The sequence below is a fragment of the Pseudomonas azerbaijanorientalis genome (genome assembly GCF_019139795.1).
Classification (GTDB): Bacteria; Pseudomonadota; Gammaproteobacteria; order Pseudomonadales; family Pseudomonadaceae; genus Aquipseudomonas; species Aquipseudomonas laurylsulfatiphila.
On the sequence record NZ_CP077078.1, the window covers coordinates 5,100,166 to 5,115,840 of the forward strand.

12 protein-coding genes and 1 pseudogene are annotated in these 15,675 nt (G+C 61.8%); 8 read left to right on the forward strand and 5 right to left on the reverse strand.

Annotation, left to right across the window (positions count from 1 at the left end; genetic code table 11):
• Positions 1 to 74: 74 nt before the first annotated feature.
• The 5 genes from KSS91_RS22805 to edd all read right to left on the reverse strand — a co-directional run bounded on the left by KSS91_RS22805 (position 75) and on the right by edd (position 6,721).
• Entirely contained in the window at positions 75 to 1,334 is a 1,260-nt protein-coding gene (locus KSS91_RS22805) for a D-mannose isomerase (protein ID WP_217836195.1), read from the reverse strand.
• 236 nt (positions 1,335 to 1,570) lie between these two features.
• Positions 1,571 to 2,998, reverse strand: a complete 1,428-nt coding sequence (locus tag KSS91_RS22810; RefSeq protein ID WP_015096573.1) for an ATP-binding protein — start codon at positions 2,996 to 2,998, stop codon at positions 1,571 to 1,573.
• 31 nt (positions 2,999 to 3,029) lie between these two features.
• Positions 3,030 to 3,761, reverse strand: coding sequence for a response regulator (locus tag KSS91_RS22815; RefSeq protein WP_015096574.1), 732 nt, complete (start codon positions 3,759 to 3,761; stop codon positions 3,030 to 3,032).
• A gap of 177 nt (positions 3,762 to 3,938) precedes the next feature.
• A complete protein-coding gene (locus KSS91_RS22820; protein ID WP_217836196.1) occupies positions 3,939 to 4,898 on the reverse strand; it encodes a glucokinase in 960 nt (319 codons plus the stop codon).
• Entirely contained in the window at positions 4,895 to 6,721 is a 1,827-nt protein-coding gene (gene edd, locus KSS91_RS22825; protein WP_007974426.1) for a phosphogluconate dehydratase, read from the reverse strand. The genes KSS91_RS22820 and edd overlap by 4 nt, the downstream gene beginning before the upstream one ends.
• A 220-nt stretch (positions 6,722 to 6,941) precedes the next feature.
• On the opposite strand from edd, the gene gap reads away from it, so the two are divergent.
• From gap to KSS91_RS28865, 8 genes and pseudogenes are all read left to right on the forward strand, one after another.
• On the forward strand, positions 6,942 to 7,943 hold the full coding sequence (gene gap, locus KSS91_RS22830) for a type I glyceraldehyde-3-phosphate dehydrogenase (protein WP_126047235.1): 1,002 nt from the start codon (positions 6,942 to 6,944) through the stop codon (positions 7,941 to 7,943).
• A gap of 146 nt (positions 7,944 to 8,089) precedes the next feature.
• Positions 8,090 to 8,554 (forward strand): methylglyoxal synthase, encoded by a 465-nt coding sequence (locus KSS91_RS22835; protein ID WP_217836197.1) that lies wholly within the window; start codon positions 8,090 to 8,092, stop codon positions 8,552 to 8,554.
• A gap of 77 nt (positions 8,555 to 8,631) precedes the next feature.
• The gene (locus KSS91_RS22840; RefSeq protein WP_015096578.1) at positions 8,632 to 9,150 is read left to right on the forward strand and encodes an RNA polymerase sigma factor; all 519 of its coding nucleotides are present in this window, start codon (positions 8,632 to 8,634) and stop codon (positions 9,148 to 9,150) included.
• Positions 9,151 to 9,270: 120 nt separating this feature from the next.
• On the forward strand, positions 9,271 to 10,236 hold the full coding sequence (locus tag KSS91_RS22845; protein WP_217836198.1) for a FecR family protein: 966 nt from the start codon (positions 9,271 to 9,273) through the stop codon (positions 10,234 to 10,236).
• Positions 10,237 to 10,358: 122 nt separating this feature from the next.
• Positions 10,359 to 12,923, forward strand: a complete 2,565-nt coding sequence (locus KSS91_RS22850; RefSeq protein ID WP_217836199.1) for a TonB-dependent receptor — start codon at positions 10,359 to 10,361, stop codon at positions 12,921 to 12,923.
• 113 nt (positions 12,924 to 13,036) lie between these two features.
• The gene (locus KSS91_RS22855; RefSeq protein WP_217836200.1) at positions 13,037 to 13,645 is read left to right on the forward strand and encodes a biliverdin-producing heme oxygenase; all 609 of its coding nucleotides are present in this window, start codon (positions 13,037 to 13,039) and stop codon (positions 13,643 to 13,645) included.
• A 90-nt stretch (positions 13,646 to 13,735) separates the two neighbouring features.
• A complete protein-coding gene (locus KSS91_RS22860) occupies positions 13,736 to 14,125 on the forward strand; it encodes a YbaN family protein (protein ID WP_015096582.1) in 390 nt (129 codons plus the stop codon).
• Positions 14,126 to 14,590: 465 nt separating this feature from the next.
• Positions 14,591 to 15,607 (forward strand): annotated as a pseudogene (locus KSS91_RS28865) (methyl-accepting chemotaxis protein); the annotation flags it as partial.
• Positions 15,608 to 15,675: the final 68 nt, after the last annotated feature.

Genomic DNA, 15,675 nt, shown 5'->3' on the forward strand with positions numbered 1-15,675 from the left:
TGCGCTGCATAAGATTCTAAACAGGGGATATCCCCTCGCAGGTAACGAAGGGATGCGCGAATGTCACCGCATGGTTACATAGAACCGCTCTGGGACAACTGCGCCAGCGCCGTGGCCATGCTCGGTGACAGCGGCAGGCGCGGAATCAGCACGGCTTGCCAGGCATGGTAAAGGTCAGGCTTGCCGGGCCAGATGTCGGCACTCGGGCGGTTTTGCGGATCGAGTTCGTGATACCAGCTGCCATCACAGCGGTCGATGAAATGGCTGTCACAGAATTCCCAGAACAGGCGGTACCACTGCTCGTACTGCACTTCACCCGTGCGTTTGATCAGTGCGCTGGCGGCGGCACTGGCTTCGCAATGGGTCCAGTGCAGGCGATGGCGGACCACCGCTTTGTTGTTCCAGTCCAGGGTGTAGACAATCCCCGGCGCGCCATCGATGTTCCAGCCGTGACGACAGTTGTGCTCGAAGAGTTTTTGCGCGTCGGTGACCAGCCAGCCCGGCGTGAGCATCCCGGCGCTCACCCGCGCAGCTTCGAGGTGCAGCAACAGCCGCGCCCACTCGAAACCGTGGCCGGGGGTGGTGCCGTAGGGGCGAAAACCGTCCGCCGGATTGTCACTGTTGTAGTCCCGCAGTGGCTGCCAGTCGCGGTCGAAATGCTCGATCACCAAGTAGTCATTAGCGGCGGCGTGACCATGAATCACCCGCTCGACGATGCGCTGGGCACGGCAAAGCCAACGCTTGTCTTGCGTGACATCGGCCAGGGCGAGGAAGGCTTCGGTGGCGTGCATGTTGCTGTTGGCGCCCCGGTACGCCTCCTCTTCACTCCAGTCGCGATTGAAGGATTCACGCATCGCGCCTTCTTCTTCACTCCAGAACCAGGTGTCGATGATGTCGATGGCATCATCGAGCAAGGCTTGCGCACCGGGACGCCGTGCGACCACCGCAGAACTGGCGGCCAGTGCGACGAAGGCATGCAGGTAGGCGTTCTTGCCGGTGTTGCCGTCGCGATGTTCGGCAGTGGCGAACCAGCCGCCGTGAACCGCATCGCGCAACGGACCACGTAGGGCCGCAACACCGTGATCGACCAGCTCGGCAAAGCCCGGCAAGCCCTGGATATGGGCCATGGCGAAGCTGTGGGTCATGCGAGCGGTATTCATGGTCTGGGCTTGCGCATCGGCCGGGAGGCGGCCCTTTTCATCGAGGTTGCCGAAGCCTTCAGGGAGCCTGGAAGCCTTGGCAAAGCTCAACAGGCGCAGGCCTTCGGCGGCGAGCCATTGCTGGTGGGCAGGAGCGTTCAGCCAACTGCTGAAGGCGGGTTGGAGGGTGTCCATGGCGTACCTTTTTTGTTGTTATGACTGAGGGGCAGCATAAACAACGGAAGGCAGCCGGCTTGTAACGAAGGGGGTGGGTTATGTCACAAGGTTGTGACATTTATCTTGAGGGATGTGTTGAATCTTCTAACGCCTTCGCGAGCAAGCCCGCTCCCACACTTGATCGCATTCCATCTGGATGAACTCGGTCAAATGTGGGAGCGGGCTTGCTCGCGAAGAACGATAACGCGGTCTGACTAGTCAACGCTGCGTGGCAATTGCAGGGTCACCCGCAACCCGCCTTCACGCAGGTTCTGCAAGCTGACCTCGCCGCCATGGCTATGGGCAATGTTGCGGGCAATCCCCAGCCCCAACCCATACCCCTGCTGCTGCCCGGCCAGACGGAAATGCGGTTCGAACACCTGCTCCAGCCGCTGCTCCGGCACGCCGGGCCCTTCATCATCGACATGCAGGATGAACGCGCGGTCATCGTCATCGATGTGCAGGTGCGCGTTCTGCCCGTACTTCAACGCATTGTCGATCAGGTTGCCGATGCAGCGCTTGAGCGCCAGGGGTTTGCCCGGATACGCCGCCAGCGCCCGCCCCTGCTGGGTCACGCGACCATTGCCGTTGGGCGCCAGGTACGGTTCCACCAGACAGTCGAGCACATGGTTGAGGTCCACCGGCTCGATGTTCTCGTGGATGTCGGTGTCCTTCACGCATTGCAGCGCGCCCTTGACCAGCAATTCGAGCTCGTCCAGATCGCGCCCGAACTTGGCTTGCAGCGTTTCGTCTTCAAGCAATTCAACGCGCAGGCGCAAACGGGTGATCGGTGTGCGCAGGTCGTGGGAAATCGCGCTGAACAACTGGCTGCGCTCGGTCAGGTAACGGCTGATGCGCTCGCGCATGGTGTTGAAGGCGCGCCCGACCTCGACCACTTCGCTGCCACCGCCCTCGGCCACCGGTTCCACGTCGGCACCCAGCGACAGATCGCGCGCGGCCCGCGCCAGGCGCTTGAGCGGACGACTCTGCCAGTGCACCAGCAGACCGATGAACAACAGCAGAAAGCCGCTGGTCAGGACGATGAACCACACCTGCTGCGCCGGCAGGCCCTGCTCTTCAAGACTGGTGTAGGGCTCGGGCAGCAACGAGGCGATGTACAGCCATTCGCCCGGTGCCATCTGGATCTGCGTGACCAGTACTGGTGGGTTCACCGGTTCCAGAGTCAACGCGTAGTGCGCCCAGGAGCGTGGCAACTCATCGAGTTTCAGGCCGCCATTGAAGATGCGCAGGTCTTCCGGACTGACGAAGGTCACCGAGATGTCCGTGTCCTGGCCGAGGGACTGGCGCAACACCTCGTCCACCGCCTTGAGCACCGCCTCTTTGCGCGGGGTGATGGGCAGCACTTCCATGCCCAGGGGTTTGTCGTTGAGCGTGACCACGAAACGGGTGCCGCCCATGCTGCGCAACTGATCGAGCACCAGAGGCCGAAACGCCACCGGCAACGAACGGAAATAACTGACACTGGCCGTCATCGAATGGGCCAGGCTGCGGGCGCTGGTGACCAGGCCCTCGAGCTGCGTGGCGCGCAGTTGCGACACCCAAATCACGCTCGACAGCGCTTGGGCAAACAGCACGGCCAGCAAGGTCAACAGCAACATCCGCCCGAGCAGCGAACGCGGCATCGGCACCCTGGCGGCGAGCTTGCGCAACATCTCAGTGGCCATTGCCGGCAACCACATTGGCCGCCAGTTGATAGCCGCTGCCGCGCACGGTGCGGATCAACCGTGGCGGCTTTTCCGTGTCGCGCAAGCGCTGGCGCAACCGGCTGACCGCCATGTCGACGATACGATCCAGCGGCATCAGTTCACGGCCACGGGTCGCGTTGCCGATGGTGTCGCGGTCGAGGATTTCCTGCGGATGGTCGAGGAACAGTTTCAGCAGCGCGAAGTCGGCACCCGAGAGAATTACCTCTTCGCCATCGATGTGAAACAACCGATGGCTGACCATGTCCAGGCGCCAGTCATCGAAGGCCAGTACCTCACCGCCGCTCCGTTCCTGACCGAATTGCGCGCGGCGCAGCAACGCCTTGATCCGTGCCTGCAATTCCCGCGGGCTGAACGGCTTGCCGAGGTAATCGTCGGCGCCCAGCTCCAGGCCGATGACACGGTCGGCTTCGTCGGAGCTGGCGGTGAGCATGATGATCGGCACCTGTGCCTGGCGCGGATGCTGGCGAATCCAGCGACACAGGCTGAAGCCGTCTTCGTCGGGCAGCATCACGTCAAGGATCACCAGGTCGGCCGGCGCCTCGTTCAGCGCCTGGCGAAAACCGGCGCCATCGGCAGTGGCACGCACCTGGAACCCGGCGCGAGTCAGGTAGGTGTCCAGCAACTCGCGTATCTCTTGATCGTCATCGACCAACAAAATCGACTTGTTGACTGAGCTCACGGGGCGGCGTCCTTGTTGTTTGAATTGGGCGGATTATGCCTTAAGCACCGAAACTGCAAACACCACAGAAACAATGTGGGAGCGGGCTTGCTCGCGAAGGCGGCATATCAGTCGACATCAATGTTGAATGTCAGTCCGCATTCGCGAGCAAGCCCGCTCCCACATTTTGATCGCATTTCAAGCGGGGGTTGATTGCTCCAGCGCTACACCGGCACCGACGAGGCCCGAATACGGCGCAGTCACCAGCCACACCGGAATCCCCTTGAAGTAATCGCTCATGCAACCCTTGTCGGCGAAGCAGCGGGCGAAACCGCTTTCGAGGAAGAAATCGGCAAACCGTGGAATCACTCCGCCAACGATGTACACGCCACCGCGTCCACCAGTGGTCAGCACGTTGTTGCCCGCCACGCGACCGAGCCAGCAGCAGAACTGCTCAAGCACTTCCACGGCAATCGGGTCGCCCGCCAGCCCGGCGGCGGTGATGGCTTCCGGCGTGTCGAGCACCGGTGTGTGCCCATCCACTGCACAGATCGCCCGGTAGACGCGGGGCAAGCCGCCGCCGCTCAACGCGGTTTCAGCACTGACGTGGCCGATCTCGTTGAAAATGTGCTGCCAGAGTTGGGTTTCACGCGGGCTGCTCAAAGGCAGGTCGACGTGACCGCCCTCCCCTGGCAACGCAGCAAACCGGCCCTCGCCCAGATCCAGCAAGGTGCCGACGCCCAGGCCTGTGCCCGGGCCAATCACCACGGCCGGGCGCAATGGCTCCGGCGTGCCTTCGCAGACCACGCGGAATTCGCCGGGCTGCAAACGGGTCATGCCCAGGGCCATGGCCGAGAAGTCGTTGACCAGCAAAAGTTGATCCACCTGCAAGGTCTGGCAGAAACCCTTGCGGCTCAGACGCCAGTGATTGTTGGTGAACTTGAACTCATCGCCGCTGACGGGACCGGCCACCGACAGGCACACCGAACCGATCGAACCCCGCGCCAGCCCCAGACCGTTGAGGTAGAGGCTGATCGCCTCTTCCGGGCTGGTGAAATCCGCCGTTGCCAGCACCTGGACCGATTCCAGCTGCTGGTTTTTCCACAACGCGAAACGTGCGTTGGTCCCACCGATGTCACCGACCAAAGCCAGTTTCAATTAAGCGTCTCCAGGGCAGAAGTAAAGGCGCTGGCGCCCTGCTCCGCCGAGCTGAAGGCCATGCGCATGAAACCAAACAGTTCGCGACCGGTGCCGATGTTGTTGCCCAACAGGCCCTTGGCCGGCGTGCGCGCTGCGAATTCTTCGGCGTCCACCTTAAGCTCCAGGGTGCCTTTGACGCCATCGACGCGGATGATATCGCCCTCTTGCACCCGCGCCAAAGCACCGCCGACATAAGCTTCGGGGCTGACGTGAATGGCCGCCGGAATTTTCCCCGACGCGCCGGACATGCGTCCGTCAGTCACCAGCGCCACTTTGAAGCCGCGGTCCTGCAACACGCCGAGGAACGGCGTCATCTTGTGCAGCTCGGGCATGCCGTTGGAGCGCGGCCCCTGGAAGCGCATCACCGCGACAAAATCCTTCTCCAGCAAGCCGGCCTTGAACGCATCGGCCAGGTCCTGCTGATCCTGAAACACCATGGCCGGCGCTTCGACGATCTGGTTTTCCACGGCGACGGCGGAGACTTTCATCACCCCGCGACCGAGGTTGCCTTCCATCACCCGCAGGCCACCTTCGGCCGAGAACGCGCGGGCCACCGGCCGCAGGATGCTTTCGTCGAGGCTGTCGGTCACGCCTTCGCGCCACACCAGCTCGCCGTTGTCGAGGAACGGCTCCTGGGTATAGCGGCTCAGGCCGTGGCCCATCACGGTGTTGACGTTTTCGTGGAGCAACCCGGCTTCCAGCAGTTCGCGGATCAGGAACGACATGCCGCCCGCGGCCTGGAAGTGGTTGATGTCGGCTTTGCCGTTCGGGTAGACGTGGCTCAGGGTCGGCACGACTTCGGAGAGGTCGGCCATGTCCTGCCAGGTCAGTTGAATGCCCGCCGCCATGGCGATGGCCGGCATGTGCAGGGTGTGGTTGGTCGAGCCACCGGTGGCGTGCAACGCGACAATCGAGTTGACCAGCGAACGCTCGTCGACGATTTCGCCGATCGGCATGAAGTCGCCGTTCTGCTTGGTCAGGCGCGTGACCTGATGCGCGGCTTCGCGGGTCAGGGCGTCACGCAGCGGCGTGTTCGGGTTGACGAAGGATGCGCCCGGCAAGTGCAGGCCCATGACTTCCATCAGCAACTGGTTGGTGTTGGCGGTGCCGTAGAAGGTGCAGGTGCCAGGGCTGTGGTAGGACTTCATCTCCGATTCCAGCAGCTCCTCGCGGGTCGCCTTGCCTTCGGCGTATTTCTGCCGCACGTCGGCTTTCTGCTTGTTGGAAATGCCCGAGACCATCGGCCCGCCCGGCACGAAGATCATCGGCAGATGGCCGAAGCGCAGCGCGCCCATCATCAGGCCCGGCACGATCTTGTCGCAGATGCCGAGCAGCAGCGCGCCGTCGAACATGTTGTGGGACAGCGCCACGGCGGTGGACAGCGCGATCACTTCGCGGCTCGGCAGGCTCAGCTCCATGCCCGGCTCGCCCTGGGTCACGCCATCGCACATGGCCGGTGTGCCACCGGCGAACTGGCCGACGGAGCCGATTTCGCGCAGGGCTTTCTTGATCAGTTCGGGAAAGACCTCGTACGGCTGGTGCGCCGAGAGCATGTCGTTATATGACGAAACAATCGCGATGTTCGCGGCGTTCATCATCCGCAGGCTGTGCTTGTCGTCGCTGCCGCAACCGGCCACGCCATGGGCGAAGTTGGCGCATTGCAGCTTGCCGCGCATCGGCCCGTCGCTGGCCGCACCGCGAATCAATGCAAGGTAAGCCTCACGCGTGGCGCGACTGCGGGCGATAAGCCGTTCGGTGACCTCAAGGACGCGGGGATGCATGTGTAGAACTCCAGGCTAACGGATGTGGCGACCTGATTGTCTATGCTGATCAAAGGCCGGTGTCGATGGGATGACAGACGGTTTTCTTGATCGGTTGGACCAGTTGATTCAGGTCACTCGTTGTAGATTGAACAAAATATTGCCATCAAAAAGGCTTGTTTTCTATTTTTTTGCGAATAATCTTGTAATTCCAACAACAAAACGACGGTAGCGCCGCACTATGACTCTTCGAATCGCAATCAATGGTTTTGGCCGCATCGGCCGTAATGTCCTTCGCGCACTCTATACCCAGGGCTACCGTCAGGATCTGCAGATCGTCGCCATCAACGATCTGGGCGACAGCGCGATCAATGCTCACCTGCTCAAGTACGACACCGTTCACGGCACGTTCGATGCCGATATCCAGCACGACCAGGAGAGCCTGACGGTCAATGGCGACCGCATTTCGGTCAGTGCCATCCGCAACCCGGCCGATCTGCCCTGGGCTGCGGAAAAGATTGATGTGGTGTTCGAATGCACCGGCCTGTTCACCGACCGGGCCAAAGCCGCCGCGCATATTACGGCCGGCGCGCGCAAAGTGATTATCTCGGCCCCGGCCAAAGGCGCCGATGCCACCGTCGTTTACGGGGTCAACCACGACATTCTGCGCCAATCGCACCAGATCATCTCCAATGCATCGTGCACCACCAACTGCCTGGCCCCGGTGGCCCAGGTACTGCACCGCGAGCTGGGCATCGAAAGCGGTCTGATGACCACCATTCATGCCTACACCAACGACCAGCACCTGACCGACGTCTATCACGTCGATCCGTACCGCGCCCGTTCGGCCACCCAGAACATGATCCCGAGCAAGACCGGTGCTGCTGAAGCGGTGGGCCTGGTGCTGCCGGAACTGGCGGGCAAATTGACCGGCATGTCGGTGCGCGTCCCGGTGATCAATGTGTCGCTGGTGGACCTGACCGTGCAGCTCAAGCGTGAAGCGTCGGCCGATGAGGTCAATGCGCTGATGAAAGAGGCCAGCCAGCACTCGAAAATCCTTGGGTACAACACCCTGCCGCTGGTCTCCAGCGACTTCAACCACAATCCCCTGTCGTCGATCTTCGACGCCAACCACACCAAGTCCAGCGGCAAGTTGCTCAAGGTGTTGGCCTGGTACGACAACGAATGGGGCTTCTCCAACCGCATGCTCGATAACTGCCTGGCGCTGTGCAACGCTGAGTAAAGCGCTGCCTATTCACCTGTAGGAGCTGCCGAAGGCTGCTATCTTTTGATCTTGATTTTCAGCAGATCAAGATCAAAAGATCGCAGCCTTCGGCAGCTCCTACACGGGGATTTGCAACATCTCACAGGCGTCTGGAGCAGCATGCAATGATCGGCATTACTTTTACGCAAAAGACCATGGCAGCGCGCAAACGTATTGCCCTGGTCGCCCATGACCACTGCAAGGCTTTCTTGCTGGACTGGGCCGAACGGCAGAAAGACGGACTGGCCCGGCATGATCTGGTCGCCACCGGCACCACGGGGTTGTTGTTGCAACAACGCCTCGACCTGCCCGTGGAGAGCATGATCAGTGGTCCGCTGGGTGGCGATCAACAGCTCGGTGCGCAAATCGCCGAGCAGCGGGTCGACATGCTGGTGTTCTTCTGGGACCCGTTCGAGCCACAACCCCACGACCCGGATATCAAGGCATTGCTGCGGGTCGCAGCCGTGTGGAACATCCCGGTGGCGTGCAACGAATGCAGCGCCGACTACCTGCTCGGCAGCCCGTTGATGGATCAGGCGCATACCCATCGGATTCCCGATTACGCGAGCTATTTGCAGGGGCGCGCGTAAAGCTTCACAAATCAGTACTTGACCACTCGAGCTAATGATAAGCATTATCATTAGCTCGAAATGGATCAGGTTCTCCCGTGAGTCAGTCGCGCTTCAACCACGTTTTCCTCGCCCAGCGCACCTCCCTGCTGCGCACGCTGGAGCGGATGGTCAACAATCACAGCACCGCTGAAGACCTCTTGCAGGAAACCTACCTGCGGGTGACCCGTGCATTGAGCGAACGGGCCATCGATCATCTTGAGCCCTTTGTCTTCCAGACGGCGCGCAACCTGGCGCTGGACCATTTGCGCGCGCGGCGCATCCATTCGCGCACCATGGTCGACGACGTACCGCAGGAGGTGGTGCAAAGCGTCGCCGCCCCCACCAGCAGTGCCGAAGACGCCGCCCACGCCGAACAATTGCTGGAGCGCCTGAACGTGAGCCTCAGTGAACTCAGCGCCCGCCAACAGCGGATTTTCATCCTCAGCCGCCTGCACGGGCATAGCTACCAGGAGATCGCCGACGAGCTGAACGTATCCCTCAGTACCGTGCAGAAAGAACTCAAATTGATCATGTCGATCTGCATCGGTGTCGCCGATCGCATGGGCGCCAACTGAGCATCAGGACCTCCCGCTTACCTGGGCCGACTGCGCTGATCATCGGGCTTTGCTACCCTTGGCCCACTTTTACGCTTCACTAAAAAAACAGCCGTGCACAGACACTGCCGAGGAAACACCGTGACGGACAACCACCGCTCCCCTGAGCCTTATCTGGCGCAGGATCCCGCAAGTGCGATGGACCAGGCCCTGGACTGGCTGATCGTGCTCGGCAGTCCCGACGCGGAGCAGACCCGCCAATTCCAGGCGTGGCTTGACGCCGATCCTTTGAATGCCCAGGCGTTCGCCAAGGCCCAGGCGATCTGGGACGGCCCGCACGTGGCGCAATGCGCGCAAAGCCTGGCCGACCGTCCCGCGAAAGTCACGGTCCTCGCCCGCCTGCGTCCGCACTGGAAACCGCTGGCCACCGCCGCCGTGCTGCTGCTCGGCCTATTCAATTTCAGCAATTTGCCGATGCGCCTGCAGGCCGATCACCTGACCGTGGTCGGCGAGCGCCAGCGTCTGCAACTGGAGGACGGCTCCAAAGTCCTGCTCAATACCAATTCGGCGTTCTCAAGCACCATCAACGACCAACGACGCGTTGCCCGCCTGTATCAGGGTGAAGCGTTTTTCGAAGTGCAGGCCAACCGCAACCAGCCACTGGAAATCGACGCCGGCCCGGTCACGGCCAGCGTTCGCGATACCGCGTTTGCCGTGCGCTACCTCGACGGCGTGGCACAGGTGCGGGTGCAGCGCGGGGATGTCGACTTGCGCGCCACCCGTGACGATGCGCGGGTGCGCTTGTCCGCCGGGGAGAGCATTCGCATCGGCCCCAACGGCTTCGACCGCCCGGCCAAGCTGGATGCCGCCACCGAGCTGGCGTGGGTCCAGGGGCGACTGGTGTTTGAAAACTGCCCGTTGAACCAGGTGCTGGCGGAACTTCGCCGCTACTACCCGGGCTGGATCATCAACAACAACGAACAGTTGGCCGATGTCACCGTGACCGGCAACTTCCGCCTCGATCAGCCACTGGATGTGGTTCGCTCCCTGGCCCACATCACCTCGGCACGGCTCCAGGAATTCCCGGCGCTGGTCATCTTGAACTGAATGAGAATTATTTTTACTCGATAGCCAAACCCTGTACGTCTCGTTATAGCCAATGCAATTGATTCGCATCTAACCATGCCAATCAGCACCTATAAAGATTCGTGCGACACGGAGCGCTATCGATGTCCTCTCGCCTCACCCGCCCAGCCACTTCACCTTCGCGCATGCTGTCGCTGCTGACCGCTGCCATCCTGATGGCCGGTGCCGCACCGCTCATGGCCGCCACCGCCACCGAGCCGTCGACTCGCAAAATGGGCGACTACGCCTTCGCCATTCCCCAACAGTCTCTGGTATCGGCACTCAATGCCTTTACCGCAGTGACCGGCTGGCAGGTCGGCGTGTCGTCGGAGTTGGCGCAAGGTGTGGCTTCGCCGGGCGTCCGTGGTTCGCTGTCGGCGGAGAAAGCCCTGGATCGCCTGTTGGTGGGGACCAACCTGAGCTATCGCAAACTGGGGAATAACAGCATCGTGCTGGAAAAGCGCAGTGGCAGCAGTGCCCTCAATCTGGATCAGGTCACCATCAGCGCCACCCGTAACGAGCAGGATGTGAACAGCGTACCGAGCACGGTCTCTGTCTACACGCGCGAGGATCTGGACCGCAACAACGTCAATACCATCAAGGAACTGGTGCGCTACGAACCCGGTGTTTCGGTAGGCGGCGCAGGCCAGCGCGCCGGCATCACCGGCTACAACATTCGCGGCATTGATGGCGATCGCGTGCTGACCCAGGTCGACGGGGTGCAGGTACCCGACGGTTTCTTCAACGGCCCCTATGCCCAGACCAACCGCAATTATGTCGACCCGGAAATCGTCAAGCGCGTGGAAATCCTCCGGGGCCCGGCGTCGGTGCTGTATGGCAGCAACGCCATTGGCGGTGCGGTCAGCTACTACACGCTGGACCCGGACGACATCATCAAACCGGGCAAGGATGTCGGTGCACGCCTGAAAACCGGCTACAGCTCCGCCGATGAAAGCTGGCTGACGTCCGGCACCGTCGCCGGCCGCAGCGGCGAGTTCGATGGCCTGTTGCACTTCAGTCAACGCAACGGTCATGAAACAGAGTCCTATGGCGAAACCGGCGGCACTGGCCTGAACCGTACTGAAGCCAACCCCCAGGACGCTCGCACCACCAGCGTGCTGGCAAAACTGGGCTGGGATTACGCCGACGACGCGCGCCTGGGCCTGACCTACGAGCACTACAAGGACGACCGCGACACCAATCAATTGAGCGCGGTGGGCGGCCCGTTCAATGCCGGACGCGGTTTCGGCTTCTACAAGTCCCGCACCGGCAACGACACGATCACCCGCGAACGCTTTGGCCTGGAACACAGCTTCGGCCTGGACAGTGCACTGGCTGACAACATCAAGTGGACGCTGAACTACCAGATCGCCAAGACTGACCAGAGCACCGAAGAAATCTATGCGCCGTCGCGGACCGTACTGCGTAACCGCGATACCACTTACAAGGATCGCCAATGGGTATTCGATGCCCAGGTCGACAAGTCGTTTGCCATTGCCGACACCGAACACCTCGTCACCTATGGCACCACCATCAAGCAGGACAAAATCACCGGCCTGCGTACCGGTACCGGCACTTGCCTGACCGTGGCCGGCGCCTGCCGGGTCATCGGTGCCCCTAGCGCCACCGACACGCTGACACCGGCCAGTGACTTCCCGGACCCGACCGTCAACAGCTATAGCCTGTTCGCCCAGGATCAGATCGGTTGGGGCAACTGGACCTTCGTACCCGGTGCACGCTACGACTACACCCAACTCAAGCCGCACATCACCGAAGAGTTCCTGGCTACCGCCGACCAGAGCGGCAACGGCACGGTGAGCGACGAGACCAAGACCTGGCATCGCCTGTCGCCGAAGTTCGGCACCACCTACAGCTTCAACGATAACTACACCTGGTACGGCCAATACGCCGAAGGCTTCCGCACCCCGACCGCCAAGGCATTGTATGGCCGTTTCGAAAACCTCGCCGGCGGCTATCGGGTCGCGCCTAATCCGGACCTCGAACCGGAAAAGAGCAAAAGCTACGAGACGGGTTTGCGCGGCAACTTCGAACAGGGTTCGTTTGACGTAGCCGTGTTCTACAACAAATACCGCGACTTCATCGACGAGAACGCCATCACTCCCGGCTACACCGAGACCACGTTCCAGAGTAACAACATCAAGCACGCCACCATCAAGGGTGCCGAGGTCAAGGGACGCCTGAACCTCGACGCCTTCGGCGCGCCGCAAGGCCTGTACACCCAGGGCTCGGTGGCCTATGCCTACGGTCGCAACGACGACAGCGGCGAGCCGCTCAACAGCGTCAACCCGCTGACCGGTGTGTTCGGCCTCGGCTACGAGCAGGACACCTACGGCGGTGTGCTCAACTGGACACTGGTGAAGAAGAAGGACCGCGTCGACAGCAGCACCTTCAAGACCCCGGACGGCACCAGCTCCCAGTTCAAGACCCCGGGCTTCGGCATTCTGGACCTGAGCGCGTTCTACAAGGTGACCGACGACGTGACCGTCAGCGGCGGCGTCTACAACCTGACCGACAAGAAGTACTGGCTGTGGGATGACGTGCGCGGTTACGACAGTGTCGGCGAAGCCTCGGTTACCCAACCGGCCAACCTCGACCGCCTGACTCAGCCGGGTCGCAACTTCGCGGTCAACCTGATCTGGGATATCTGATCCGCTCATCCCGCCGGGCGCTTTCAACAAGCCGCCCGGCGAGGATTTTTTACTGTCAGGCGCCCTCCTGTTCGTCTCGTTACCAAGCGCCTCTTCTTTTTCAAGGAATTGCCATGACTCCCCAGGCCACCGAACAACGCCCCAACCTGCGTTCGCAGCGTTTGAACCAGATCACCCACGAGCCGCACAGCAAGCTCGATGCCCTGGTCAAGGCCCACTCCCCGTTTGAAACCCAGACCAGCTTCGCCCGCTTCGTGGTGGCGCAGTACCTGTTCCAGTCAGAACTGGTGTCGCTGTACAACGATGCCGAACTGACCGCCATCGTCCCGGACCTGCCGGCCCGCTGCCGCGCCGATGCGGCCAAGGCGGATCTGGCGGACCTGGACACCGACGTACCGGCACCTGTCGCCGGTGCCCTGAAGAACCCGACCAAGGCCGAGGCCCTGGGCTGGATCTTCGTCTCCGAAGGTTCGAAGCTCGGCGCAGCGTTCCTGATCAAGCGTGCCGTGGGCCTTGGCCTGAGCGAAACCTTCGGTGCCCGTCACCTCGGCGAACCGGCCGGCGGCCGCGCGGAAGGCTGGAAGCGCTTCGTCAAAACCCTGGACGGCCTTGAGTTCAGCGCCCAGGAAGAAGCCGAAGTAGAAAAAGGCGCCCTCGACGCGTTCAACCGCTTCACCGTGTTGCTGGAGCAGGCTTACGCCACCGCCCCAGAAGTCGCCTGATACCCCCTGTGGGAGCGAGCAGGCTCGCTCCCACATTGGACGAAGCAAGTCTGCAAGATTTCGATTCGCCTCACATGCTGCCTTGAGCCCATGCCCACCTCTTCAAAACTCTCCCGCCTCCTCTTCGGCCTGCTGGCCTATGTCAGCCTGGGCATCGGCCTGATCGCGATCGTCATTCCCGGCCTGCCGACCACCGAGTTCATCCTGCTGGCCGCCTGGGCCGCGACCCGCAGTTCGCCGCGCCTGAGTGCCTGGCTGGAAAACCACCGGCTGTTCGGCCCCATCCTCCATAACTGGCGCAACGGCAAAGTCATCGCACGCCGCGCCAAGGTCAGCGCCACCGTCAGCATGCTGTTATGCGCCGGTCTCATGTTGGTGATGCTCGATCACGGCTGGCCGATCTACCTGGCGATTGCCGGGATGGGGCTGGGCAACCTGTGGATCTGGTCACGACCGGAATCGCTGCCGCAACCCTCCTGAACTCGCCCCGCGTTTTTTCCTCTTTTTACACCCGTTTTCGGCACATTTTTCTGCGCAAACGTTCAACCACTACCGTTCGTCGGCTGCCCATTCATGTAACCTGGCCTTCACGCCGATGTGCATTGATCGGCGCTAAATGGATTTAGCGAGTGAGCCGCAACGGCTCACAGCCAACACTTCATCCATTCGCGAGTTCGCCCTATGTTCGACTCACTGTCCATCCGCCTGAAAATCGTCCTGCTGTCCGGTCTGTGCCTGCTGGGGGTAGTCGCCCTGATAGTGGGCATGAACATCTACCAGACCAATCAGAACGATGATCTGGTCAGCGATTCCAGCAGCAGAATGCTCACCGCCAGTGTGCAGGACCTGCTGCAGGCCAAGGCCGCCGAGCAGGCGGTGCGGGTGCAGAAGACGTTCGGTGAAACCCTGACGGTGGTGAGCGCCCTGGCGGACCAGATCCAGGACATGCGCAACCTGGCCGCCAAGCGTTCCCTTGAGCCCGGCGCCTTGCGTGAAGAGTTGAACCAGAGCCTGAAAACCGCCTTCGAACGCAACGGCAAAGTGCTGGGCATCTGGCTGGCATTCGAACCCAACGGCCTGGACGGCAAGGACAGCGAATTCGCCAACGACGCCGCCCGTCAATCCAACGAGATAGGGCGTTTCGCCACCTACTGGAGCCGTGCCGGGGGTGAGTCGCTGAACACGATCATGGTCGAAGAGGACATGACCAAAACCACCCTGAACCTCAGCGGCACGCCGTACAACGTCTGGTACACCTGCCCTCGGGACAGCAAGCGCATCTGCCTGCTCGACCCCTACGCCGATACTGTCGGCGGCAAGGAGGTGTTGATGACCACCATTTCCGTACCGCTGCTGGTGGACGGCAAGTCCATCGGTGTGGTCGGTATCGACATCGCCCTCGACGCCCTGCAAGCGGCGGCGGTCGACTCTCAGCGTGAACTGTTCAACAGCGCCGGGCACATGCTCATCGTTTCCGGTACTGGCGTGCTGGCCGCCTACAGTGTCGATGCCGGTAAGGTCGGCAAGAGCATCGGCGACACCCTGGGTGCCGACGGCAAGGACATCCTGCAACTGCTTGGCAGCGGTGCGCCGAAGATTCTCCAGCAAGGCGACCTGATCCGTGCGGTGTACCCGGTCAGCCCGATTGCCGATGCCAAGGCCTGGGCCGTGGTGATCGACTTGCCCAAACAAGTGCTGCTGGCCGACTCGGTGAAGCTGCAAGCGGTACTCGACGATGCCCAGCAAAGCGGCACGATCAAGGCCTTGTCGGTGGCGGTGATTGCCGGTGTGATCGGCCTGCTGCTGATGTGGCTCACCGCGTCCGGCGTGACCCGACCGATCAACAGCGTGGCGCAAATGCTCAAGGCGATTGCCAGTGGCGACGGTGACCTGACCCAGCGCCTGCACTACAGCAAGCAGGACGAACTGGGCGAACTGGTGAGCTGGTTCAACCGCTTCCTCGACAAGCTGCAACCGACCATCGCGCAAATCAAGCAAAGCATCACCGATGCCCGCGGCACGGCCGATCA